The 23,390-nt window shown below is 68.4% G+C and carries 21 protein-coding genes; 3 read left to right on the top strand and 18 right to left on the bottom strand.

The genetic code is table 11. The features are described from left to right. Positions 1–26 precede the first annotated feature (26 nt). From folC to leuC, 11 genes are all read right to left on the bottom strand, one after another. On the bottom strand, positions 27–1,316 hold the full coding sequence (folC, locus tag G7A98_RS05590) for a bifunctional tetrahydrofolate synthase/dihydrofolate synthase (protein ID WP_163648497.1): 1,290 nt from the start codon (positions 1,314–1,316) through the stop codon (positions 27–29). Further along, on the bottom strand, positions 1,317–2,318 hold the full coding sequence (accD, locus tag G7A98_RS05585) for an acetyl-CoA carboxylase, carboxyltransferase subunit beta (RefSeq protein WP_163648496.1): 1,002 nt from the start codon (positions 2,316–2,318) through the stop codon (positions 1,317–1,319). A gap of 83 nt (positions 2,319–2,401) precedes the next feature. After that, positions 2,402–3,205 carry a tryptophan synthase subunit alpha gene (gene trpA / locus G7A98_RS05580; RefSeq protein ID WP_163648495.1) on the bottom strand — a complete coding sequence of 268 codons (804 nt, stop codon included), beginning with the start codon at positions 3,203–3,205 and terminating at the stop codon, positions 2,402–2,404. 10 nt (positions 3,206–3,215) lie between these two features. Then, positions 3,216–4,430, bottom strand: a complete 1,215-nt coding sequence (gene trpB / locus G7A98_RS05575; protein WP_163648494.1) for a tryptophan synthase subunit beta — start codon at positions 4,428–4,430, stop codon at positions 3,216–3,218. A gap of 28 nt (positions 4,431–4,458) precedes the next feature. Then, positions 4,459–5,082 carry a phosphoribosylanthranilate isomerase gene (locus tag G7A98_RS05570; protein WP_163648493.1) on the bottom strand — a complete coding sequence of 208 codons (624 nt, stop codon included), beginning with the start codon at positions 5,080–5,082 and terminating at the stop codon, positions 4,459–4,461. Between the two features lie 29 nt (positions 5,083–5,111). After that, on the bottom strand, positions 5,112–6,047 hold the full coding sequence (gene truA / locus G7A98_RS05565; protein ID WP_163648492.1) for a tRNA pseudouridine(38-40) synthase TruA: 936 nt from the start codon (positions 6,045–6,047) through the stop codon (positions 5,112–5,114). Positions 6,048–6,162: 115 nt separating this feature from the next. Then, positions 6,163–8,328: a FimV/HubP family polar landmark protein gene (locus tag G7A98_RS16585; RefSeq protein WP_205596224.1), complete on the bottom strand. Its 2,166-nt coding sequence runs from the start codon at positions 8,326–8,328 to the stop codon at positions 6,163–6,165. Between the two features lie 204 nt (positions 8,329–8,532). Further along, positions 8,533–9,648: an aspartate-semialdehyde dehydrogenase gene (asd, locus tag G7A98_RS05555; RefSeq protein ID WP_163648491.1), complete on the bottom strand. Its 1,116-nt coding sequence runs from the start codon at positions 9,646–9,648 to the stop codon at positions 8,533–8,535. A 295-nt stretch (positions 9,649–9,943) separates the two neighbouring features. Next, positions 9,944–11,023 (bottom strand): 3-isopropylmalate dehydrogenase, encoded by a 1,080-nt coding sequence (gene leuB, locus G7A98_RS05550; RefSeq protein WP_163648490.1) that lies wholly within the window; start codon positions 11,021–11,023, stop codon positions 9,944–9,946. Positions 11,024–11,153: 130 nt separating this feature from the next. Continuing rightward, on the bottom strand, positions 11,154–11,801 hold the full coding sequence (gene leuD / locus G7A98_RS05545; protein WP_163648489.1) for a 3-isopropylmalate dehydratase small subunit: 648 nt from the start codon (positions 11,799–11,801) through the stop codon (positions 11,154–11,156). Between the two features lie 3 nt (positions 11,802–11,804). Continuing rightward, complete coding sequence (gene leuC, locus G7A98_RS05540; RefSeq protein ID WP_163648488.1) at positions 11,805–13,244, bottom strand: 3-isopropylmalate dehydratase large subunit; 1,440 nt, start codon at positions 13,242–13,244, stop codon at positions 11,805–11,807. Positions 13,245–13,415: 171 nt separating this feature from the next. On the opposite strand from leuC, the gene G7A98_RS05535 reads away from it, so the two are divergent. Beyond that, complete coding sequence (locus tag G7A98_RS05535) at positions 13,416–14,309, top strand: LysR family transcriptional regulator (protein WP_163648487.1); 894 nt, start codon at positions 13,416–13,418, stop codon at positions 14,307–14,309. Positions 14,310–14,342: 33 nt separating this feature from the next. Here G7A98_RS05535 and phaC read toward each other — a convergent pair whose 3' ends face one another. The 5 genes from phaC to prmB form a co-directional block, all read right to left on the bottom strand. Further along, positions 14,343–16,181: a class I poly(R)-hydroxyalkanoic acid synthase gene (gene phaC / locus G7A98_RS05530; protein WP_163648486.1), complete on the bottom strand. Its 1,839-nt coding sequence runs from the start codon at positions 16,179–16,181 to the stop codon at positions 14,343–14,345. 127 nt (positions 16,182–16,308) lie between these two features. Next, positions 16,309–16,842 (bottom strand): phasin family protein, encoded by a 534-nt coding sequence (locus G7A98_RS05525; RefSeq protein ID WP_163648485.1) that lies wholly within the window; start codon positions 16,840–16,842, stop codon positions 16,309–16,311. 105 nt (positions 16,843–16,947) lie between these two features. Then, the gene (locus tag G7A98_RS05520) at positions 16,948–17,316 is read right to left on the bottom strand and encodes a hypothetical protein (protein WP_163648484.1); all 369 of its coding nucleotides are present in this window, start codon (positions 17,314–17,316) and stop codon (positions 16,948–16,950) included. A 132-nt stretch (positions 17,317–17,448) separates the two neighbouring features. Next, positions 17,449–18,534, bottom strand: coding sequence for a chorismate synthase (aroC, locus tag G7A98_RS05515; RefSeq protein ID WP_163648483.1), 1,086 nt, complete (start codon positions 18,532–18,534; stop codon positions 17,449–17,451). Positions 18,535–18,554: 20 nt separating this feature from the next. Continuing rightward, positions 18,555–19,508, bottom strand: coding sequence for a 50S ribosomal protein L3 N(5)-glutamine methyltransferase (gene prmB, locus G7A98_RS05510; protein WP_163648482.1), 954 nt, complete (start codon positions 19,506–19,508; stop codon positions 18,555–18,557). A gap of 136 nt (positions 19,509–19,644) precedes the next feature. Here prmB and G7A98_RS05505 point away from each other — a divergent pair, with 136 nt between their 5' ends. Then, the gene (locus G7A98_RS05505; RefSeq protein WP_163648481.1) at positions 19,645–20,217 is read left to right on the top strand and encodes a Smr/MutS family protein; all 573 of its coding nucleotides are present in this window, start codon (positions 19,645–19,647) and stop codon (positions 20,215–20,217) included. Between the two features lie 6 nt (positions 20,218–20,223). On the opposite strand, the gene G7A98_RS05500 is transcribed toward G7A98_RS05505, so the two are convergent. After that, on the bottom strand, positions 20,224–21,258 hold the full coding sequence (locus tag G7A98_RS05500; RefSeq protein WP_163648480.1) for a patatin-like phospholipase family protein: 1,035 nt from the start codon (positions 21,256–21,258) through the stop codon (positions 20,224–20,226). A 20-nt stretch (positions 21,259–21,278) separates the two neighbouring features. After that, positions 21,279–22,145 carry an alpha/beta fold hydrolase gene (locus tag G7A98_RS05495; protein WP_163648479.1) on the bottom strand — a complete coding sequence of 289 codons (867 nt, stop codon included), beginning with the start codon at positions 22,143–22,145 and terminating at the stop codon, positions 21,279–21,281. 272 nt (positions 22,146–22,417) lie between these two features. Between G7A98_RS05495 and G7A98_RS05490 the strand changes: the two genes are divergently transcribed. Then, positions 22,418–23,365 (top strand): AEC family transporter, encoded by a 948-nt coding sequence (locus G7A98_RS05490; RefSeq protein WP_163648478.1) that lies wholly within the window; start codon positions 22,418–22,420, stop codon positions 23,363–23,365. Positions 23,366–23,390: the final 25 nt, after the last annotated feature.

Here is a 23,390-nt window from a genome sequence, read left to right as displayed (position 1 = left end):
CTCGCGGCCCGGGTGCGGGCCTCACCTCATGACGGGCAGCGTCCCTGCCCCCGGTCTTCGTGCCACGCCAGAACCTCGGCCACGGTCAGGAAGGAGCCGCAGACCAGCGCCTGCTCCCCGACGGCCAGCCGGCTCGCCAGCCACTCGGCGCCCTCCCGCGGCGTGCCGGCCACGTGCAGCACCGCCTGGCCGCGGGCCGCCAGCAGCGCAGCCAGCTCGTCGCCATCGCGCCCCCGCGGCCCCTCGAGACCCACGGCCACCCAGGCATCCACCTGCGAGGATAGCGCCTCGATGACGCCCGGCGCATCCTTGTCCGCCAGCATGCCCAGCAGGGCGATGCGTCGCGGCGGGCGGGGCTGCGCGGCCAGCCGCGCCGCCAGATACGTGGCGGCGTGAGGGTTGTGGGCCACGTCCAGGCACCAGCGGTCCAGCCACTGCATGCGCCCCGGCAGCGACACGCTAGCCAGGCCATGCCGACAGGCATCGATATCGAGCGGAACACCGGCCAGCGCGAGCGCCTGCAGGGCCAGGGCGGCATTGTCGAGCGGCAGCCCCGGATCGGGCAGCGCCGCCAGCGACAGCTCGTCGCCCCGAGGGCCCTGCCCTTCCCAGTGCCAGCCCGACGGCGCCTCGCGACGGCGGATCGTCTCGCCCAGCCGCCAGACCGGACAGCCCAGCGCGTCGGCGACCCGGAAGACGCTGTCGGTCAGGTCGTGACCCAGCACCGCCGGGCGTGCCGGACGCAGGATGCCGGCCTTCTCGCGGCCGATCGTCTCCAGGTCACTGCCCAGGAAGTCGGCATGGTCGAGGGCCACGGTGGTGATGACCGCCACGTCGGGGTCGATGACGTTGGTGGCGTCGAGCCGTCCGCCCAGGCCGACCTCGAGAATCGCCACCTCGGGATGGCGCTCGGCGATCGCCCACAGCGCCGCCAGCGTGCCCGCCTCGAAATAGGTCAGGCTCACCGCCGACGGCGCCAGACGGGCCGCCTCGACGCGCTCGAAGCCCTCGACGAGCACGGCGTCCTCGGCTTCGCTACCGTCGAAACGCAGCCGCTCGTTGTAGCGCAGCAGGTGCGGTGAGGTATAGGTCGCGGTCGACAGGCCGTGAGCTCGCGCCAGCGCCTCGCACATCGCCACCGTGGAGCCCTTGCCGTTGGTACCGGCGACGGTGATGACCCGGCCGGCGATCGGCCGCTCGGTCAGCCCCAGGCGTTCGGCCACTACCGCCACGCGCTCGAGGCCCAGATCGATGCTCACCGGATGCTGGCGCTCGAGGCGGCTCAGCCAGTCATTGAGTCGAGCGGATGCGTCCATTCAGCGCTGGTCGTCCCGCGGCGTGTCGTCGCTGGCGGTTTCCGGGGTCTCGGCCACCGGCGCCATCTCGTCTTCTTCCGTCGCCGGCTCGGCGTCGACGGGCTCTTCGACTTCGACCTCCGCCGCCGACTCGGGCACCCCTTCCACCGGCCAGCCGGTCAGCTTGCGCAGCACGCCGCCGAGCCGCTCGCGCATGTCGTGACGGTGCACGATCATGTCGACGGTGCCGTGCTCGAGCAGGAATTCGCTGCGCTGGAAGCCTTCCGGCAACTGCTCGCGCACGGTCTGCTCGATGACCCGCGGCCCGGCAAAGCCGATCAGGGCATTGGGTTCGGCCACGTTGAGATCGCCGAGCATCGCCAGTGACGCCGATACGCCGCCGAACACCGGATCGGTGAGTACCGAAATGTAGGGCACCCCTGCCTGCTTGAGCTTTTCGAGCGCCGCCGAGGTCTTGGCCATCTGCATCAGCGAGAACAGGGCCTCCTGCATGCGCGCGCCGCCGGAGGCGGCGAAGCAGACCAGCGGAACCCCCTCCTCCAGGGCTGCAGTCGCCGCACGCACGAACTTCTCGCCGACCACGGCGCCCATCGAGCCGCCCATGAAGGTGAACTCGAAGGCCACCGCGATCACCGGCAGGCCGCCGAGCCGGCCGTGCATGGCGATCAGCGCATCGTTCTCGTCGGTGGCCTTCTGTGCCGCGGCCAGGCGATCCTTGTACTTCTTGGAATCGCGAAACTTGAGACGATCGACCGGCTGCAGGTCGGCGGCGATCTCTTCACGTCCCTCGTCATCGAGGAACCAGTCGAGACGCTTGCGGGCCGTGAGGCGCAGGTGATGGTCGCACTTGGGGCAGACGTTCTGGTGTTTCTCCAGCTCGGGGAGATAGAGCACCCCGTCGCACTTGGGACACTTGCGCCACAGGCCGTCCGGCACGCTGGTACGCCGGTCCTTGCGCTGAATGCGTCCCATGGACGGCACGATCTTGTCTAGCCAGCTCATGGTCAGAGGATATCCGTTCTGCTGCGGTCAAGGGCCCGGACAGGCGTACCGGGCCCGACGAGTTGGTTACGAAGGGTCTGCGTTCACGCGTCCAGCGCCTGGCGCATCTCGCCAAGCACGCGCTTCAGCGCATCGGGGATCTGCTCGGGCTGCTCGGCATGCTCGGCGATACGCGACACCAGTGCGCTGCCGACGATCACGCCGTCGGCGATGCGGCCCACCGCGGCGGCCGAGGCACCGTCACGGATGCCGAAGCCCACGCACAGCGGCAGTTCGGTCAGCTCGCGCAGGCCGTCGAGCTGTTCGCTGACGGCATCGACATCCAGCGAGGCGGATCCGGTGACCCCTTTCAGGGACACGTAGTACAGGTACCCTTCACCGTGGTCGCATATTGTAGCGGCACGCGCACGCGAGGTGGTAGGGGCGACCAGGAAGATCGCCTGAAGGCCGTGCGCCTTGAACAGCGGCGCCAGTTCCTCGGCCTCCTCGGGCGGCATGTCCACCGCCAGCACCCCGTCGACTCCGGCGGCGGCGGCCTGCTCGGCAAAGCGTTCATAGCCGAAACGCTCGATGGGATTGAGATACCCCATCAGCACCACCGGGGTCTCGGCGTCGTCGCGGCGGAACTCGCGCACCATCTCGAAGACATCGGTCAGGCGCGTATGGTGACGCAGCGCCCGCTCGCAGGCCTTCTGGATCACCGGGCCGTCGGCCATCGGGTCCGAGAACGGCACGCCCAGCTCGATGATGTCGGCCCCGGACTCGACCAGGGCATGCATCAGCCCGGCGGTGTGTTGCGGGGCCGGGTCGCCGGCGGTGATGTAGGGAATCAATGCGGTTTGGCCCTGCTCCTTGAGGGCCGCAAAACGTTGGTCGATACGGTTCATGCTCACCCTCTCAGAATTCGACGCCGTCGATCTTGGCGACGGTCAGGATATCCTTGTCGCCACGCCCGGAGAGATTGACGACAATGTGCTGGTCGGGACGCATCGTGGGCGCCAGCACCTTGGCATGCGCCAGGGCGTGCGCCGACTCCAGGGCGGGCATGATGCCCTCCATCCGGGTCAGCTCGCGGAATGCCTCGAGCACCTTGTCGTCGTTGGCGGCCACGTACTGGACGCGCCCGACGTCCTTCCACAGGGCGTGCTCGGGGCCCACTCCCGGGTAGTCGAGCCCGGCCGAGATGGAGTGCGTGTCGGTCACCTGGCCGCCCTCGTCGGACATCAGGTAGGTGCGATTGCCGTGCAGCACCCCACGCGGCGCATTGGCGGTGAGCGGTGCGGCGTGGCGGCCGGTCTCGACCCCGTCGCCACCGGCCTCGACGCCGTACATGGCCACGTCCTCGTCCTCGACGAACGGGTAGAACAGCCCCATGGCGTTGGAGCCGCCGCCGACACAGGCCACCAGGGCGTCGGGCAGCCGCCCGATCTGCGCCAGCGACTGCTCGCGCGCCTCGCGGCCGACCACGGCGTTGAAGTCACGCACCAGCATCGGGTAGGGATGCGGCCCGGCCACGGTGCCGATGATGTAGAAGGTGTCGTCGACGTTGGTGACCCAGTCGCGCAGCGCCTCGTTCATGGCGTCCTTGAGGGTCCGCGAGCCGGACTCCACGGGGATCACGTTGGCGCCGAGCAGGCGCATGCGGTAGACGTTGAGCTTCTGGCGCTCGACATCCTCGGCACCCATGTAGACGTCGCACTGCAGGCCCAGGCGCGCGGCAACGGTGGCGGTGGCCACGCCGTGCTGGCCGGCGCCGGTTTCGGCGATCACCCGCGGCTTGCCGCTCTTCTTGGCCAGCAACGCCTGACCAATGGTGTTGTTCACCTTGTGCGCGCCGGTGTGGTTGAGATCCTCGCGCTTGAGCCAGATCTGCGCACCACCAAGCTGCCGGGACCATCGCTCAGCATGATACAGCGGAGACGGGCGGCCCACGTAGGTCGCCAGGTCACGGTCGAATTCCGCCTGGAAGTCCGGGTCGTCGCGAAGGCTCTGGTAGGCCTTCTCCAGCTCTTCCAGCGCGAAGCTCAGGGTCTCCGATACGAACCGGCCGCCGTACGGGCCGAAGTGGCCGCGGGCATCGGGCAGTCGGGTCAGGTCGCTGAACTTGGTCACGAAAGACACCTCACAGGGTCGCTTGGGCTCAAGAGTCTTGAGACAGGGTCACTTGGTGAATGAACGCACGAAGCTTGGCGGGATCCTTGACGCCCCGCTCGCGCTCGACGCCACCCGAGACGTCGACGGCAAAGGGGCGCACCGTGCGTATCGCCTCGCCGACATTGTGCGGGCCGAGGCCTCCGGCGAGGATAACAGGTTTTGCCAGGCTTGCGGGGATCCGCGACCAGTCGAAGACCTCGCCGGTCCCGCCCGGCACGCCCGGCTTGTAGGCGTCGAGCAGCAGCGCCCGAGCCTCGCGATAGGCCGCGGCGGCGGCCGGCAGGTCGATATCGTCGCGCATGCGCAATGCCTTGATCCAGTCGCGCGGCGAGCGGCGGCACTGCTCTGGCGTCTCGTCGCCGTGATACTGGATCAGATCCAGCCAGGGGGCGCAGCGTTCGACGAACGCCGGGTCCTGGTCGACAAACAGGCCCACCCGGGTCACGAAGGCCGGCACCCGGGCCGCGAGATGGGCCAGGCGATCGATATCGACGGCCCGCGAGCTGCCCGGCCAGAGCACGAAGCCCAGCGCATCGGCCCCGGCGTCGACCGCGACATCGACGTCCTCTTCGCGGGTGAGACCGCAGATCTTGATGCGGGTTCGCGGCATGTCGACTCTCCTTGCTGGGGTAAGCGGCGTCAGCCGGCGCCGTTGGCGACCGCCGCCGGATGTCGGGCGCCGGCCTCGCCGCGGCGGTAGCGGACCATCGGCGTGTCCGGCAAGGGGCGTTCGCCGGTCCACTCGCCGAGAAAGGCCAGCAGGTTGGGACCCAGCGGCTCCCGGGGCAGGTCGAAGCGCTCGTCGTAGACGGAATCGACGAAATGCAGCCCACAGCCCGGCGCGGTGACGTCGCCGCGCGCCCGGTCACGCATGGCGAGCAGCTCGGCGAGATAGGCCTCGCCCTGCTCGCCACGCCCCACCGACACCAGTGCCCCGGCGATGTTGCGGATCATGTGGTGCAGGAAGGCATTGGCCTGAATGTCGATGGCGATCAACGGCCCGTAGCGGTTGACCTCGATGAAATGGACATGCCGGATCGGCGATTTCGACTGACACCCCGCCGCGCGAAAGCTGGAGAAGTCATGCTCGCCGACCAGCGCCTGGGCGGCGGCGTGCATGCGGGGCGCGTCCAGCGGCTCGCGGCACCAGGTGGCATTGGCACGCTCGAGCACCGGGCGGCTGGGCTGGTTGAGAATCAGGTAGCGGTAGCGCCGCGCCAGGGCCAGAAAGCGCGCGTGGAAGTCATCGGGCACCGGCTTGACCCAGCGCACCGCGATATCACGCGGCAGATTGGCGTTGGCACCGAATACCCAGGCCTTCTCGCTGCGGGGTACCGGCGAATCGAAGTGCACGATCTGCCGGGTGGCATGCACCCCGGAGTCGGTGCGGCCGCTGCACAGTACCCGCACCGGGGCGCTGGCCACCCGGCCCAGTGCGGTTTCCAGCGCCTCCTGCACCGATGGGGCGTGCTTGAGGCGCTGCCAGCCGCAGTAGCCTGTCCCGTCATATTCGACCGCCATGGCGAGACGGCCGGTCAGCGGGTGTTTTTCGTCGAGGAACTCGAAAAGGGGCATGTCCACCACGGCTCGTGATTCATCGACCCGGAGCCCGCCCATCGGGGCTCGCTCGCGGGCCATGGTGTTCGCTCACTGCCCCCGTCGCCGGCTGCCTTGCTCGCGTCAGACCGGATCAGGCTTCATCGTGCCGATACCGCAAGCGGGAGCCGCTCGCCGGCGCGGGGGCCATGGAGCGGTCATTATCCAGATCGAGCGGATCGAACGCCACCTCCTCGAGCACCCAGCCCGCGTGTTCCGCGTCGGCGGCCTCGGCCGCGTCCGCTTTCCCCTCGGTCGCATCCGCCGCATCCGGCGAGAAATCGACGACCGGCAGCTCCAGGTGTGGCTCCCGATCCGTTACCGCCTCCGGATCGAGGCGTGGCGGTTCGTAATCGATCACCAGCGCATCATCCGCCGTCTCGCCTTCCGCCGCCCCGCTGTCACGCGGCTCGGGCTCGGGCTCGGGCTCGGGCTCGGGCTCGGGCTCGGGCTCGGGCTCGGGCTCGGGCTCGGGCTCGGGCTCGGCAGAAGTCGACGCCGCCGAGACGGCATCGGCCAGCCACTCTTCAGCTTCCGGCCCGGTGGCCGTCACCGGCTCGCGCTCCTCGGGGTCGGCGTCCGAGAAAGCACCACCGTCCCCGGGGGCGACACGGGCCAGCAGCGCCCGGGCTTCCTGGCACTGGGCCTCGTCGCCGTCACGCGCCAGCCGCTCCGCCTCGCGGGTCGCCGCCGGGCGATCCCCCAGCGCCACCAGTGCGGCCAGCAGTTTCAGGCGCAGGTCATGGCGCTCAGGGGCACGGGACAGCATGTCCTGCAGGGACTCCCGGGCTTCGTCATAGCGGCCATAGGCCATGTAGATATCGGCCTCGTTGATGACTTCGGCGCGCAGTGTCTCGCTTTGCGTGTCGTCCGACGCCGGGGCGTCGGCCACGTCTTCCGTCGACGAGCCATCGTCAACCGGCGCGAAAGCCGCTGCCGAACGTTGTGCTGGAAAGGGCATCGACCAGGACTCGTCACGGGCTTCCCGACGTGCACGACGCCGCAGAACCGCCAGGGCGGCGAGCAGCAGCAGGACAGCTCCACCGCCCAGCCACGGCGCGATGTCACGCAGGCGGCTCAACCAGCCCGGCGATGCCGACGACGCCTCGGACTTTCGGGATGCCGGCAGCGCTCCGGGTGTCGAGACGGGTTTCGCCACGACCCGACTCTGCGGTACCGCGGCCCGTGAATCCAGCTGTTCACGCAGGGCGGACAACTGGTTGCCCAGTGCCGCCAGCTGGTCGGCCAGTTCGCGGCGCTGGGCGCGGGCGTCGGCGAGCTGCTGTTGCGTCGTGCGCAGGCGCGATTCGAGCGTGCCCAACCGCGCCTCTCGAGCCAGCCGCCGTGCTGCATCGACACTGGTCGTGGACAGCACCGGCTCCGGAGGCGTCGCGCCCAGTTCCCGGTCGCTGAGTACCTGGAGGCGACGCGCCTCGCCCGGCGCCTCCACCCGGGAATTGCCGCCCTCTGCACCAGCCTGGCCGGTGGTCGTGGCCATCGCTTCCCGGCTTCCCTGCCACTGGCGATTCTGTTCGCGCACGCGGCGGTCGGCGGCTTCCGGCGCACGCCCGAGGATGACGCGGGCCGAGGGCACATCCAGCGTTGCGCCGACCCGCAGCGCATTGATGTTGCCATCAACGAAGGCCTCGGGATTGGCCTGCTGAAGCGCGAGCATGGTCTGCTCCATGCTCGCCCCTTCCGGTCGCACCCGGCCGGCCAGTTGCCACAGGGTATCGCCGGGGGCCACGGTCAGCCGCGAAGGCGGCGTGGCGGACTCGGCCGGCGCTGCACGGGACGCAGCAGGCTCGGCATTCGTGGTGACCGTCGTCGCATTCGGCGACGGCTGCAGCGCCGGCATGCTCGCGTAGCCCGGCGGGTCCAGCAGCAGGGTCACCTCGCGCTGCTGCTGCCCGCCCGGCCACTCCAGGGTCACCAGGAAATCGAGATAGGGCTCCCGGACGGGCTGCTGTGTCGACAGCACCACCGCCGGCTGCCCGGCCTTGCGGGCGATCGCCGTGCCGATACTCTCGACCAGGGTCGTGCGCGGGATCCCGGCCTCGGCGAAGGCGGTACGGTCGGCGATATGCACCCGGATCAACGATGGATCGATATCCCCCAGGCCGGTCAACGGCAGGCGCGCCTGAAGCGGCGCATCGAGCGTGGACGCCACCTGCGGCGCTCCGAGGCCCAGCGCCAGGGTCACGGGGCTGACCACCGCCAGACCGGCCAGCGCCCCCCAGGAAAATACACGTCTCATCATGTTCCCCACGCCTGGTGCGCCGCTTTCGGCATGAAGCGACGTCATTATCGAGAATCAGCGTTGTGCCACTTTATCATTATCATGTCGCGGCCGCGGCAAACGCCTCGACAACGCAGGAAACCGGCCGATTTTCTTCTCCGGAAACGCAAACGCCTCCCGAAGGAGGCGTTCGATGCGTTCATCGGCCCGATGCAACGGGCAGCTTCACCGCGATTCGCGCAGGATCGCCAGCATGCGCTTGAGCGGCTCGGCAGCCCCCCACAACAGCTGGTCGCCCACCGAGAAGGCGGTCAGGTACTCACCGCCCATCGCCAGCTTGCGCAGGCGTCCCACCGGCACGTTCATGGTGCCGGTCACCGCGGCGGGCGTGAGCTCGCGCAGGGTGGCTTCCTTCTCGTTGGGGATCACCTTGACCCAGTCATTGTGCCGGGCGATGCGATCCTCGATCTCGTCGAGCGGCACATCCTTCTTGAGCTTGATGGTGAAGGCCTGACTGTGCGAGCGCATGGCGCCGATACGCACGCAGAGCCCGTCGATGGGGATCGGGTTGTCGCCGTGACCCAGGATCTTGTTGGTCTCGACGCCGCCCTTCCACTCTTCCTTGCTCTGGCCGTTTTCCATCGGCTTGTCGATCCACGGCAGCAGCCCGCCGGCCAGCGGCGCGCCGAAGTTGTCGATCGGGAAGCCGTCGCCGCGCATGGCCGCGGAGACCTTGCGGTCGATGTCGAGGATCGCGCTGGCCGGGTCGGCGAGCTCGGTAGCCACGGCATCGCGCAGCGAGCCCATCTGGTTGAGCAGTTCGCGCATGTGCTTGGCGCCGGAGCCGGACGCGGCCTGATAGGTCATGGAGGTCATCCACTCGATCAGGTCGGCCTCGAAAAGACCGCCCAGGCCCATGAGCATCAGGCTGACCGTGCAGTTGCCGCCGACGAAGGTCCGGGTACCGCGGGCCAGCTGGGCGTCGATCACGTGACGGTTGACCGGGTCGAGCACGATGGTCGCGTCGTCGCTCATGCGCAGGGTACTGGCGGCATCCAGCCAGTAGCCCTTCCAGCCGGACTCGCGCAGCGGCTGGTAGACCTTCTCGGTGTAGTCACCGCCCTGGCAGGTGACGACGACGTCGAGCGCCTTGAGCGCCTCGATGTCGAAGGCGTCCTTGAGCGGCGGCACGTCGACACCCACGTCCGGGCCGGGCTGGCCGACCTGGGAGGTGGTGAAGAAGATCGGCTCGATGCCGGCGAAATCATTGGCCTCGCGCATGCGGTGCATGAGCACGGAACCCACCATGCCCCGCCAACCGACAAAACCGACTTTCAACATGAAACTGTCCTCCTGACGTTCTGGGGTTTCCCCGTGAACCGGGATAATCGTATGTTATTGACAGGCATGGTAACAGATAATTTTTCGATATGCTTGCAATCGACTCGCTGCCGAAGGGCTATTGCAGATAGCTGCAACATGACTCGAGCTGATCCGTCGGCAGGTTCGCGAGGGGAGCGCTGTAACCCCCTCCATGGGCGCTACCTACGCCCTCCATGGCGTAGGCCCCCCTCTTCAACCTGCCCCCCGGCGCCCTCGTCAAAGCCAACGGCGATTGCCCTGCTCGCTGCCGCTATCAAACTTCCCGGAAGGCGGCGACCACGGCATCGCCCATTTCGGCGGTGCTGACCTGACGCGTGCCTTCATAGGCAATATCGGCGGTACGCAGGCCGTCGTCGAGCACCTGGCCCACGGCACGCTCGATGCGCTCGGCCAGCGCCGCCTCGCCGAGCGAGTAGCGCAGCAGCATGGCCACCGAGAGGATGGTGGCCAGCGGGTTGGCCTTGCCCTGGCCGGCGATGTCCGGCGCGCTGCCGTGACACGGCTCGTACATGCCCTGCCCCTGCTCGTTGAGCGAGGCCGACGGCAGCATGCCGATCGAGCCGGTCAGCATCGCCGCGGCATCGGAGAGGATATCACCGAACATGTTGCCGGTAACGATCACGTCGAACTGCTTGGGCGCGCGCACCAGCTGCATGGCAGCGTTGTCGACATACATGTGCGACAGTTCGACGTCCGGGTATTCCGGCGCCAGGCGCTCGATCACCTCGCGCCACAGCATGGTGACCTCGAGCACGTTGGCCTTGTCGACCGAGCACAGCTTCTTGCCGCGCTTCCGGGCCATCTCGAAGGCCACGCGACCGATGCGCTCGATCTCGGCTTCCGAATAGACGTAGGTGTTGTAGCCGACGCGCTGGCCGTCACGCTCCTCGATGCCCCGCGGCTGACCGAAGTAGATGCCCCCCGTCAGCTCGCGGACGATCATGATATCGAGCCCCGAGACCACCTCCGGCTTGAGGCTCGAGGCCTCGGCGAGCTGCGGGTAGAGCAGCGCCGGGCGCAGGTTGCCGAACAGGTTGAGCTGCTTGCGCAGGCCCAGCAGTCCCTTCTCGGGACGCTTGCTGATGTCCTCGAGCTTGTCCCACCGGGGCCCGCCCACGGCGCCCAGCAGGATGGCATCGGCGGCCTTCGCCTTGTCCAGCGTCTCGGCCGGCAGCGGCTCGCCGTGGGCATCATAGCCGGCACCGCCGACCAGGCCTTGCTCGAGGACGACATCGAGGCCCTGCTCGCGGCAGGCGTCGAGGACCTTGACCGCCTCGGCGGTGATTTCCGGGCCGATACCGTCACCCGGCAGAACGAGAATCTTGCGGCTCATGCATGTTTCCTGAGTGGCTTCGGCCCTGGCGGGTCGAAGTGTCGTGAATGGGGCGCTGTCCCTGCGCGGCCGCCCGTCGACGGTATCCCTTTTTTGCGTCCAGCGTTGTGGTTATATCCCGGCAACCGGCTCAGCCCGCTTGGCGGAACAGCCAGGGGCGCTTCTGCCGGTGCGCCTGCTCGAATTCGCGGATCGCGTCCTCGTGCTGCAGGGTCAGGCCGATGTCGTCGAGGCCATTGAGCAGGCAGTGCTTGCGGAAGGCGTCGATCTCGAATGTCAGCACCTCGCCGCTCGGTGTGGTCACGGTCTGCGTTTCGAGGTCGACGTCGAGCCGATAGCCCTCGCTGGCCTCGACTTCCTGGAACAGTCGCTCGACGGTGGCCTCGTCGAGGGTGATCAGCAGGATGCCGTTCTTGAACGCGTTGTTGTAGAAGATGTCGGCGAAGCTCGGGGCAATGACCACCCGGAAGCCGAAGTCCTCGAGCGCCCAGGGGGCGTGTTCGCGGGAGCTGCCGCAGCCGAAGTTGCGCCGGGCCAGCAGCACGCTGGCCCCCTGATAACGCGGCTGGTTGAGCACGAAGTCGGGGTTGAGCGGACGCTGGCTGGTGTCCTGACCCGGGTACCCCTCGTCGAGATAGCGCAGCTCGTCGAACAGGTTGGGGCCGAAGCCGGTGCGCTTGATCGACTTCAGGAACTGCTTGGGAATGATCAGGTCGGTATCGACGTTGGCCCGGTCGAGCGGCGCCACCAGGCCCTGGTGCTGTTTCAGTGCGTGCATGGCTCAGGCCTCCTCGGGCTGACGGTTGAATTCACGGACATCGACGAAGTGCCCGGCCAGGGCGGCGGCAGCGGCCATCGCCGGACTGACCAGGTGCGTGCGACCGCCGTAGCCCTGGCGCCCCTCGAAGTTGCGGTTCGAGGTCGAGGCACAGTGCTCGCCCGGCTCCAGCTTGTCGGCGTTCATCGCCAGGCACATCGAGCAGCCCGGCTCGCGCCATTCGAAGCCGGCCTCGATGAAGACCTTGTCGAGCCCCTCGGCCTCGGCCTGGCGCTTGACCAGGCCCGAGCCCGGCACCACCATCGCCAGCTTGACCGAGTCGGCCACCTTGCCGCCGCGTGCTACCCGGGCCGCCTCGCGCAGGTCCTCGATGCGCGAGTTGGTGCAGGAGCCGATGAACACCTTGTCGAGGCGGATATCGGTGATCTTCTGGCGCGGCGCGAGGCCCATGTACTCAAGCGCCCGGGTGATGCCGCCGCGCACGGTTTCATCGTCTTGCGCGGCGGGATCGGGCACCTCGCCGGTCACCGGCGCGACCATCTCGGGGCTGGTGCCCCAGGTCACCTGCGGGGCGATCTCGGCGGCGTCGAGCACCACCTCCTTGTCGAACACCGCATCGGTGTCGGAGACCAGCTCGCGCCAGTCGGCCACCGCGGCGTCCCAGAGGTCGGCGCCGGGCGCGTAGGGACGCTCGCGCAGGTACTCGATGGTGGTGTCATCGACGCCCACCAGGCCGACGCGGGCGCCGGCCTCGATGGCCATGTTGCAGATGGTCATGCGGCCTTCCATCGACAGCTCGCGGATCGCGCTGCCGGCAAACTCGATGGCGTAGCCGGTACCGCCGGCGGTGCCGATGCGGCCGATCACCGCCAGCACGATGTCCTTGGCGGTGACGCCGTCGCCCAGCTCGCCCTCGACGCGCACGCGCAGGTTCTTCATCTTCTGGGCGATCAGGCACTGGGTGGCCAGCACGTGCTCGACCTCGGAAGTGCCGATGCCGTGGGCCAGCGCCGCGAAGGCGCCATGGGTCGCGGTGTGCGAGTCACCGCAGACCACGGTCATGCCGGGGAGCGTGGCGCCCTGCTCGGGACCGACCACGTGGACAATGCCCTGGCGGGCGTCGTTGATGCGGAACTCCTCGATGCCGAAGCTCTCGCAGTTGTCATCGAGCGTCTGGACCTGGATCAGCGACACCGGGTCCTTGATGCCGGCGTTGCCCTCGGCACGCTCGAGCACGGTGGTCGGCACGTTGTGGTCCGGGGTGGCCAGGTTGGCGTCGAGGCGCCACGGGGTGCGGCCGGCCAGGCGCAGCCCCTCGAAGGCCTGCGGCGAGGTCACCTCGTGCAGCAGGTGACGGTCGATGTAGATCAGCGCGCTGCCGTCGTCGCGCTGCTTGACCAGATGCTGCGACCACAATTTGTCGTAAAGGGTCTGACCTGCCATGAAACTCCTCCAGCGTGCTCGATGAGCCTTGCATCACGGGGCCTGACGCGCCCGTGGGCGACGTGTCGGCTTGCCTTGTCTGTGCTCACAGACTAAGAAGTTGCCCGCATGAAAGCAATTCATGTTATTTATTCTTCGGATTCCATAAGGGAATAGGAGGAAGGCGCCATCATGGACACGCAAAGCCTGCAGGCCTTCGTCGCCGTCGCCGACCGGGAATCCTTCTCACTGGCGGCCGAGGCGCTGTTTCTCACCCAGCCGGCGGTCAGCAAGCGCATCGCCGCCCTCGAGGACCAGGTCGGCTCGCGGCTGTTCGACCGCATCGGGCGGCGCGTCACCCTGACCGAGGCCGGCCGGCTGCTGCTGCCCCGGGCCCGCGAGATCCTGGTGATGGTCGATGACAGCCGCCGGGCGCTGGCCAACCTGTCCGGCGATGTCGGCGGCAGCCTGACGCTGGCCACCAGCCACCATATCGGCCTGCACCGCCTGCCGCCGCTGCTCAAGACCTACACCCGGGCCCACCCGGAGGTGCGCCTGGATCTGCGCTTCCTGGACTCGGAACAGGCCTATCAGGGCGTGCTGGATGGCGAGCTGGAGCTGGCCGTGGTGACCCTGGCCCCCTCGCCCGACCCGCGACTGACCGTGGTGCCGGTATGGATCGACACCCTGCACTTCGTCTGCGGAAAGGACCATCCCCTGGCCGGGAGCGCGTCGCTGCCGCTGAATGCCCTCACCGACCACGATGCCGTGCTGCCGGGGCCGCTGACCTTCACCCGCGGCATCGTCGTCGATACCTTTGCCCGCGAGGGGCTGCAGGTCCGCGTGTCGCTGTCGACCAACTATCTGGAAACACTGAAGATGATGGTCGCCATCGGCCTGGGCTGGAGCGTGCTGCCGGCCTCGATGATCGACGGTGACCTGCACGTGCTGCCGATTCCGCACCGCCCCATCGAGCGGCCGCTGGGCTACCTGTTTCACAAGAGCCGCACCCTGTCCAACGCGGCTCGCTCGATGATCGCCATGCTCGACGAAGCCCGAACGCACGACGCCCGCCGACGTCGGTGACGGGCGGGCGTCGCGTGCTCGCTGGCCTCGGCGTCAGTCGTCGACGCCCTGCTCGGCCAGCACCTCGGGAATGCTCTGCCTCACGTAGCGCCCGGGCGCCGGCTCGATGGGTGCGAGCTCGCCGTCGCCGGGCAGACGGGCCGCCACCATGCGCTCGGGGTCGGCGTACTTGTTGTCGATCATCCAGGCCTGCCAGTGCGGCCACCAGGATCCCTCGTGCTGGGTGGCCCCCGCGAACCATTCCTCCGGCGTGTCCGGCAGGGAATCATTGGTCCAGTAGCCGTACTTGTTCTTGCTCGGCGGGTTGACGATCCCGGCGATGTGGCCGGATCCGCCGAGCACGAAGGTCACCGGCCCCTTGGGATACCGGGTGCCGTAGTAGGTGGAGGTCCACTTGGCGATGTGGTCGTCGCGGGCCGACACGAAGTAGCTGGGGGTGGCGATCTTGCGCAGGTCGATGCGGACGCCGTCGAGCTCGATGCCGCCGGGCTCGATCAGGCGGTTGTCCAGATACATGTGACGCAGGTACCAGCCATGGGTCGCCGCCGGCAGGTTGGTGCCGTCGGTGTTCCAGTAGAGCAGGTCGAAGGCGGCGGGTGTCTCGCCCTTGAGGTAGTTGTTGACGTAGAAGGACCAGAACAGGTCATTCTCGCGCAGCAGGTTGAAGCTGAAGGCCATCACCCGGCCGTCCAGATAACCGTCGGCCTCGAGCTGGCGCTCGATGCCCTCGAGAACCGGCTCGTTGATGAACACGCCGATCTCGCCGGGATCGCTGAAGTCCTGCAGCGTGGCCATGTAGGTTACCGAGCGGACCTTGCGGCCACGCCGGGTGCTGGTCAGGTAGGCCAGCGTGGTCGCGGCCAGGGTACCGCCCACGCAGTAGCTGAGCAGGTTCACCGACTTCTCGCCGCAGGCCTGCTCAATCGCTCCCATGGCGGCGATCGGCCCCGACTGCATGTAGTCGGCCCAGGTCAGGTCACGCTGCTCGGGCCCGGGATTGCGCCAGGAGATCAGGAACACCGTGTGGCCCTGATCCACCAGCCACTTCATCAGCGAATTGTCCTGACGAAGATCGAGGATGTAGTACTTGTTGATCCAGGGCGGGATCACCAGCAGCGGCGTCTTGAACACCTGCTCGGTGGTGGGGGCGTACTGGATGAGCTGAATCAGCTCGTTCTCGTAGATCACCTCGCCGGGCGTGACCGCGATATTGCCGCCCACCTCGAAGGCCTCGCGATCGGTCATCGCCACGTTGACGCCCTCGGCCGAGTTGGCCAGATCGTCACGCAGCCGGGAAAGCCCATCGGCCAGGTTCTGGCCACGGGTCTCCTGGGTCAGGCGCATCACCTCGGGATTGGTGGCGATGAAGTTGCTCGGCGCCAGGGCGCTGACGATCTGCCGGGCATAGAAGCTCAGGCTCTGCCGGCGCGACTCGGGCAGGTCATCGGTGGCGGCCAGCAGCTGATCGACATAGCGCGAGAACAGCAGGTACTGCTGCAGGACGTGGCGATAGTAGGGATCGCGCTGCCAGGCATCGTCCCGGAAGCGGCGATCCCGGGCGTCGGGCTCGACCACCGGCTCTCCCGGTTCGCCGCTCAGGTCGCCGACGGCCTGCTGCCAGAGCCGCAGCTGGTCCTGGAACCACTGCTGTTGCGTACTCTGCAGCGCATCGGGGCGCAGCGCCAGCGCCTCGATACCAGCCAGCAGGCTGCGCTGCATGTCGCTGTACACGGCGGCCGCTGCATCGCTCGGCCAGATCCGGGTCAGCATCTCCTGCAGCAGACTGTGATAATCCTGGCCGATGGACTCGAGCCGTGCGGCCAGCTCCGGATCGACGGACACATCCAGATCGTTGGGCAACTCCGAGGTCATAGCCCCTCCTTCGACACCCTCACCCCACGCTGACGACCCGGCTACCGCCAGGAGCGGTACCCGAGTCGCCATCTTCCTCTACCCGCTCCACTCGGACCGGGCAAGACATTTCATGTACGCCGACAGGTCAGCTCGACTTGCCGCGCGAGGCCTGACTGCTGGACCGGGCCGGCTGGGCACTGTCCTTTTCCTTCTCCTTGCCGGCTGTCGCAGAGGCGCCCGTCGACTGTCCGGCGGCCTGACCTGTCGTCTTCTCGGCAGCCTGGGTGGCCTGGCCTGCCGCCTTCTCGGCGGTCTGCGTGGCCTGGTCTGCGGCTTCCGTGGCCGCCGCGGAGAGTTCGCCGAAGGCGGACTCGAGCTGCGAGCGGAACGTCAGGCTCAGCTCGGTCATCGCCCGGGCGTCCTCGATCATCTGCCGGGACAGCTCGTTCATCAGTTCGGCCTGACGCGCGGCGAAGTCACGCATGTCGTCGGCGTTCTGCACGTCCGCCGCCGCCCGCATGCGCTCGGTGCCCATCTGGGTATAGCGCTTCATGGACTCGAGCTGCTGCTGGGTCAGCTTTTCCAGGTTGTTCAGCATCAGCCCGTTGAGCTTGCGCATGGGCTCGAACAGACGTTGTGTCTGGTCGGTGAAGGCATCGAACATCGGATCCTGTGGCATCACGCATTCCTCCCTTTGGAAACGGCGTGGAGATGACAATAGCGCACTTTTGCTGCAGTGCAAAAAAATACTGCACCGCGCCCTGTCCGGCAACCGCTTGCCGGATCACTCCTTGGGGCGGCGAGACTGACGCGAGGTGGCCCGGGCGCTGCCTTCCTTCTCCCGGGACGGCTCCCGGGACGATGCGGCACTCTCGTCCCCCGACGACGCCGCGGACTCGGGGCGCGCGCTGCCGGCGCGACGCAGCAGGTCGAGCATCATCTGCTGGTAGTTGCCGAAATGGCTCATCCCCTGAGTCACCCCCTGCTGGAAGAAGGGCTGCATCAGGCTCCAGGGATCGTAGCCATCGACCCCGGCTTCCATCTGCTCCTGAATGCGCGCGAGCATCTCGCGCTGAAAGGCATCGACATCGGGCAGCCCCAGCGCCTGGCGAAACTCGGCGGGAGTCAGGTCGAATTCGACATTGATTTTCATGGCATGACTCGGTCGCTTCGGATTGCCCTGAGTGTAGCAGGCTCGCCACGGCGGTTGGCGCGCGACCGAATGGCGTATGACGGGAAGAGGGTCGGGAGCGGACCCGGTCGCGCGACCGGGTCCGGCCATCGTTCAGCGCAGGCGGGGGGTGGCGACCTCGACATCCAGGTTCTGGGCCCGATGGCGCAGCAGGTGATCCATCAGCGTCAGAGCCATCATCGCCTCGGCGATCGGCGTGGCGCGAATCCCCACACAGGGATCGTGGCGCCCCTTGGTGACCACCTCGACGGGATTGCCGTCGACATCGATCGAGTGGCCGGGCACGGTGATGCTCGAGGTGGGCTTGAGGGCGAGATGAGCGATCAGCGTCTGCCCCGAGCTGATGCCGCCCAGCACCCCGCCGGCGTGGTTGGAGAGAAAGCCCCCGGGAGTCATCTCGTCGCGATGCTCGCTGCCGCGCTGGCTGACCGAGGCGAAGCCGTCGCCGAACTCGACACCCTTGACGGCGTTGATGCTCATCAACCCGTGGGCCAGCTCCGCGTCCAGGCGATCGAACACCGGCTCGCCGAGCCCCACCGGCACCCCTTCGGCGACCACGCTGATCCGCGCGCCCACCGAGTCCTGGTCACGACGCAGCTGGTCCATGAAGGCCTCGAGCTCGGGCACCCGTTCCGGGTCCGGGCAGAAGAAGGCGTTGTCGTCGACGGCCTCCCAGCTCTTGAAGTCGAGGGTGATGGGGCCGAGCTGGCTCATGTAGCCACGCACCACGATCCCCCGGCTGGCCAGGTACTTCCTGGCGATGGCCCCGGCGGCGACGCGCATCGCCGTCTCGCGGGCGCTGGAGCGGCCACCGCCCCGGTAGTCGCGCCGGCCGTACTTGTGATGGTAGGTGTAGTCGGCGTGGGCCGGGCGAAAGCGATCCTTGATCTCGGAGTAGTCCCTGGAACGCTGGTCGGTGTTCTCGATCAGCAGGCCGATCGCCGTGCCGGTGGTCTCGCCGTCGAAGACCCCGGAGAGGATGCGCACCTGATCCGGCTCGCGACGCTGGGTGGTATGGCGCGACGTGCCCGGCCGCCGGCGATCGAGGTCGCGCTGCAGGTCGGCCTCGCTGAGGGGCAGGCCCGGCGGGCAGCCGTCGACGATCGCGCCCAGCGCCGGGCCGTGGCTTTCGCCGAAGGTGGTGACGGTAAACAGCTTGCCGTAGGTGTTGCCGGACATTCAGCGTTCCTCGCAATCGATCAGACGAAACAGGCGGCGTGGTCGTCGAGTTCCCGGGCGGTCAGCGCGAACACGCCGTGCCCGCCCCGCTCGAACTCCAGCCACAGAAACGGCACCTCGGGATAGGCGGCCTCGAGGTGCGCATCGGAGTTGCCCACCTCGACGATCAGCACGCCCTCGTCGGTGAGATAGTCGCGCGCCTCACGCAGCAGGCGACGCACGATATCCAGGCCGTCCGCGCCGGCGCCCAGCGCCAGGGCGGGTTCATGCCGGAACTCGGCGGGCATGGTGGCCAGATCGCGGGCATCCACATAGGGCGGGTTGGCGACGATCAGGTCGTAGCGCTGCCCGGCCAGGCCCTCGAACAGGTCCGAGGCCACGGCGCGCACCCGCGCGCCCACGTCGTGACGGGTGATGTTGACCTTGGCCACGGCCAGCGCCTCGGGGCTGATGTCGGCCAGGTCGACCTCGGCGGTCGGCAGGTGCAGCGCGGTGGCGATGCCGATGCAGCCCGACCCGGTGCACAGATCCAGCACCCGTGCCGGCGGCTGCTCGGGGAACCAGGCCGCGAAGTCGTGCTCGATCAGCTCGGCGATCGGCGAGCGCGGAATCAGCACGCGCTCGTCCACCGTGAAGGGGTAGCCGGCGAAGAACGCCTCGCCCAGCAGGTAGGGCAAGGGCGTGCGGGTCTCGATGCGCGAACGCACCAGCGCCACGATCCGCGCCCGCTCCACGTCCAGCAGCCGGGCGTCGAGGACCGCGGGATCGACATCCCAGGGCAGGTGCAGCGCCCCCAGCACCAGCGCCACCGCCTCGTCCCAGGCACTGGCCGTGCCATGACCGAAATGCAGCCGGCCGACATGAAACTCGCTGGTCGCCCAGCGCAGGCAGTCGCGCAGGGTCAGCAGCTGGTCGGCCAGGCGCTGGTCGTCCAGCGTCAGGGTGGAAGCGGCGGGGAGCGGGGAAACAGCCACGGAATAGAACCTGTCGGGGTGCCAAGAGTGAACGGCGATTGTAACCGGCCGCCGGCGCGCTTCACAGTCGCGTGTCAGCCGCTATACTGGAGCGCCGTTCGAGCAACCGTTCCCCCGGCTGGAAAGAGAGGGTCGCATGAGCCGTCGACGCGGCACGCCAGATGAAGAGGTATCGCTGTTTCGCCAGGCCCTGCAGGAGGCCGGTGTCCAGCGCCTGTTCAGCGATCGCGCCGACCCCGGCACGCCGCGTCGCGACGATCCGCAACGGCTGGCCGCGCGCCGCGATGCCGCCGTCTCCGCCGCGACCGATGCCGGCCACAGCCGCACCAGCGACGGGCGCGTGGAGCCGCTGCGCCCCAGCACGCCGCTCGACTTCGCCGTGCCCGACCTGCCCTACCGCACCCACAGTGCCCTGAAACGCGGCCGCATCGCCTGGGAAGCCGGCCTCGACCTGCACGGCTACACGCTCGAGGAGGCCCGGGCACAGCTCGAGCAGTTCCTCCACGATGCCCGCCATCAGCGGCAGCGCTGCGTGCTGGTGGTCCACGGCAAGGCCTGGACCGGCATGGCCGACTACCCGGTGATCAAGAGCCACGTCAACGCCTGGCTGCGCGAGTGGCCGAGCGTGCTGGCATTCTGCTCGGCCACCGATGCCGACGGCGGCACCGGCGCGGCCTATGTCCTGCTGCGCCGCCGCGGCGGCGAGTGATCGCCGTCAGTTGGCCGGCTTACCGGTGGGCGGCTCGCTGACCATCACCTGCCCGCCCTGGGCATGTCCGTAGCCGGGGCGTTCGTAGCGATCCAGCGCCTGGGCAGCCAGATGCCGCCCCAGACAGATCAGCGCATTGGCACGATGAAACTCGTAGGCGCCGCAGACCGTCTTGGGAATCTCCACCAGCACGTCCGGCGGGTAGCCGGCCACCTTGTACTTGGCCAGCGCCGCCTGGGTGATCTCGAAGGAGGTGAGCATGATATCGAGCTTGCCCCAGGCCCGCACGCTGTCGCGTCCCGGCGGCGCCTTCTCCTCGTCCCAGCTCGCTTCGCTGCCATTGCCGTTGCCGAACATCTTCTGGGCCCGGTCGCGCACGCCGTTGAACCACTCGCCGAGCCCCCGGCCCTCGGCCTCCAGCCGCGCCTCGCGCTCGCGTTCCTCGGCCGCCTCGTCGTCGGGCAGCAGCTCCTCGAGCGAGACGGGCTGGTGGGTCTGCGCCGTGGCATTGACCGCCAGGATCAGGTCGGCGTGCGAGGCCACGGTGGGAATGATCGGCAACGGATTGAGCAGCCCGCCGTCGACCAGCACCTGGTCGCCCTGATGCACGGGGGTGATCAGGCCGGGCACGGCCATGGAGGCACGGATCGCCCGCAGCAGCGAGCCGGTCTGGAACCAGACCTCGCGCTGACGCTTCAGGTCGGTGGCCACCGCGGTGAAGGGAATCGGCAGGTCCTCGATCTCGCGCTCGCCGATCAGGCCGCCGAGCCGGGCCATCACCTTGCTGGCCCGCATCGCGCCCATCGGGCTCCAGGTCACGTCCACCAGGCGCAGCACGTCGAAGTAGTCCAGCTGAGTGACCCATTCCCGATACCCCTCCAGCTGACCGGCCGCATGGACGCCACCGATCACCGCGCCCATCGAGCAGCCGGCGATGGCCACGATCTCGTAGCCGCGCCGTTCCAGCTCGTCGATGACACCGATATGCGCATAGCCCCGGGCGCCTCCGCTGCCCAGCACCAGTGCGACACGCTTGCTCATGACCGCCTCCTGCCAGCTGCTCAGGGCGACGCCACGATCGAGTCGATGATGGCCGCGGCGACGGCATCGACTCGCTCCGGCTCCAGGTGCAGGTGATGGCCGCCCGGCATCACGCACCGTGTCAGGCTCGTCACGGCCTCCCGCGCCCGGCGCGCGAAGGCCCGCTCCGCCAGTATGCCGCGATCGCCCTCGATCAGCAGCACCGGCGCCTCGATGCTCGCCAGCAGCCCCAGCGCCTGCCCGGGACTGAAGCGCACCAGCGAGGGGCGCATCAGCCGTGAATCGGTGCGCAGCCGATAGCCGCCCTCGGTCAGCGGCGCCAGATTGCGCGCGACCAGCGGCTGCGCCGTCGCCGCATCGATGGGCGTCACGCCGCCGGCGACCCGTGCCGCCACGGCCTCGTCGAGTCCGGCGTAGGCGGGCACGCCCCGGGGCGGCCGGCGATGCCCCAGCAGCCCGCGACGCAACTGGTCGGCGGTGGCCTCGTCCGGCGTGGTCAGGGTGCCCAGGCCATCGAGCAGGATCAGCCGCGTGACCTTCTCGGGCAGGGCCGCCGCCATCAGCCCGGCGACCCCGGCCCCCATGGAATGCCCGACCAGCACGGCGGACTCGAGCGTCAGATCGGCCATGGCATCGAGCACATCGTGCAGGTAGTCCCAGATGGCATAGTCGCTCCCCGCCGGGTGATGGCGGGAGTGGCCGTGCCCGGAGAAGTCGAGGGCGACGAGCCGGATGTCCAAGGCCTCGGCCAGGCGAGGGGCGAGCCGCGTGAAACTGGCCGCATTGTCCAGCCAGCCATGCAGGGCCAGCCACACGGGCGCGCCGTCGCGACCCCAGCTCAACGCCGCCAGGCGGCCGTCGGCCAGACTCAATTCCTCGCAGATCATGGCATTCTCTCAGTCGGCAGTACACGATCGTCGAGGCCGCGTCACGCCGCTGGAAAGCGCTGGTGACGGGCGTCGACTGGGTTTAGCAGGCTATCGGGTTTATCATGGGCATGCCAGCGCACGCGCCGGCCCCTCGTCGTTTTCGCATCCACCCAGGAGTGCATCGTGCCCCGAGCCCCCCGCCCCACTCGCCTGCGCAATACCCTGTTCATCGCCACCGTCACGGCAGCCCTGATCGTCGGCTTCTGGCTGGTTCGCTAGGAGGCGGCTCGATGAATCTTCTCGGGGTCTTCCTGCACACCCTCGATGTCACCCTGCCGGTCTTCGCCATGGTCTTCCTGGGCGTGCTGTTCAAGCGCATCGGCTGGATCGACGCCCAGTTCGTCTCCACCGCCTCGACCCTAGTGTTCAAGGCCACCATGCCGACGCTGATCTTTTTGAGTATCGTCCGCGCCGACCTGGATGTCGCCTTCAAGCCGGACGTGATTCTCTATTTCCTGGGATTCTCGGCGTTCAGCTTCTTCCTGGCCTGGGGCTGGGCCATCCTGCGCTGCCCGTTCGCCGATCGCGGCGTGTTCGCCCAGGGTGCCTTCCGCGGCAACTGCGGCATCGTCGGCCTGGCGCTCGCCGCCAGCCAGTACGGCGACTACGGCCTGTCGCTGGGCGGCATCCTCGCCGGCGGCATCATCATCGTCTACAACGTGCTGGCGGCGGCGATCCTCGCCTACTACAGCGCCAGCGCGAAATCCGGGATCGGCTCGATCCTCAAGCACATCGCCAGGAATCCGTTGATCCTGAGCGTCCTGCTGGCCATTCCCTTCGCCTATTTCGGCATCGACCTGCCCTCCTGGCTGATGACCTCCGGCGACTACTTCGGCGCCATGTCGCTGCCCCTGGCCCTGATATGCATCGGCGGCACCCTGTCGTTCACGTCGGTCAAGCGCGGCAGCCGCCTGGCGCTGGACGCCAGCCTCTGGAAGATCGTGTGGATCCCCCTGCTCGGGGTGCTCGGCGCCCTGGCCCTGGGCTTCCGCGGCGCCGAACTGGGCATCCTGTTCCTGTTCCTGGGCAGCCCCGGCGCCGCCGCCAGCTTCGTGATGGCCAAGGCGGTGAACGGCAACGCCCAGCTCGCCGCCAACGTCATCGTCATCACCACCCTGGCGTCGCTGTTCACCATCAGCGCGGGCGTCTTCCTGCTCAAGGCCGCCGGCCTGATCTGAGCCCGGCCCGGCCACCGGATTGCGT

The sequence above is a fragment of the Modicisalibacter sp. 'Wilcox' genome, from assembly GCF_010993675.1.
In the GTDB taxonomy this organism is placed as follows: domain Bacteria; phylum Pseudomonadota; class Gammaproteobacteria; order Pseudomonadales; family Halomonadaceae; genus Modicisalibacter; species Modicisalibacter tunisiensis.
This window is presented reverse-complemented; position numbering and strand designations above follow the sequence as displayed.

Coding starts and splice junctions, on each gene's coding strand:
- folC (WP_163648497.1), bottom strand. CDS start 1,316: ATGGACGCATCCGCTCGACTCAATGACTGGCTGAGCCGCCTCGAGCGC.
- accD (WP_163648496.1), bottom strand. CDS start 2,318: ATGAGCTGGCTAGACAAGATCGTGCCGTCCATGGGACGCATTCAGCGC.
- trpA (WP_163648495.1), bottom strand. CDS start 3,205: ATGAACCGTATCGACCAACGTTTTGCGGCCCTCAAGGAGCAGGGCCAA.
- G7A98_RS05570 (WP_163648493.1), bottom strand. CDS start 5,082: ATGCCGCGAACCCGCATCAAGATCTGCGGTCTCACCCGCGAAGAGGAC.
- truA (WP_163648492.1), bottom strand. CDS start 6,047: ATGCCCCTTTTCGAGTTCCTCGACGAAAAACACCCGCTGACCGGCCGT.
- G7A98_RS16585 (WP_205596224.1), bottom strand. CDS start 8,328: ATGATGAGACGTGTATTTTCCTGGGGGGCGCTGGCCGGTCTGGCGGTG.
- asd (WP_163648491.1), bottom strand. CDS start 9,648: ATGTTGAAAGTCGGTTTTGTCGGTTGGCGGGGCATGGTGGGTTCCGTG.
- leuB (WP_163648490.1), bottom strand. CDS start 11,023: ATGAGCCGCAAGATTCTCGTTCTGCCGGGTGACGGTATCGGCCCGGAA.
- leuD (WP_163648489.1), bottom strand. CDS start 11,801: ATGCACGCACTGAAACAGCACCAGGGCCTGGTGGCGCCGCTCGACCGG.
- leuC (WP_163648488.1), bottom strand. CDS start 13,244: ATGGCAGGTCAGACCCTTTACGACAAATTGTGGTCGCAGCATCTGGTC.
- G7A98_RS05535 (WP_163648487.1), top strand. CDS start 13,416: ATGGACACGCAAAGCCTGCAGGCCTTCGTCGCCGTCGCCGACCGGGAA.
- phaC (WP_163648486.1), bottom strand. CDS start 16,181: ATGACCTCGGAGTTGCCCAACGATCTGGATGTGTCCGTCGATCCGGAG.
- G7A98_RS05525 (WP_163648485.1), bottom strand. CDS start 16,842: ATGCCACAGGATCCGATGTTCGATGCCTTCACCGACCAGACACAACGT.
- G7A98_RS05520 (WP_163648484.1), bottom strand. CDS start 17,316: ATGAAAATCAATGTCGAATTCGACCTGACTCCCGCCGAGTTTCGCCAG.
- aroC (WP_163648483.1), bottom strand. CDS start 18,534: ATGTCCGGCAACACCTACGGCAAGCTGTTTACCGTCACCACCTTCGGC.
- G7A98_RS05505 (WP_163648481.1), top strand. CDS start 19,645: ATGAGCCGTCGACGCGGCACGCCAGATGAAGAGGTATCGCTGTTTCGC.
- G7A98_RS05500 (WP_163648480.1), bottom strand. CDS start 21,258: ATGAGCAAGCGTGTCGCACTGGTGCTGGGCAGCGGAGGCGCCCGGGGC.
- G7A98_RS05495 (WP_163648479.1), bottom strand. CDS start 22,145: ATGATCTGCGAGGAATTGAGTCTGGCCGACGGCCGCCTGGCGGCGTTG.
- G7A98_RS05490 (WP_163648478.1), top strand. CDS start 22,418: ATGAATCTTCTCGGGGTCTTCCTGCACACCCTCGATGTCACCCTGCCG.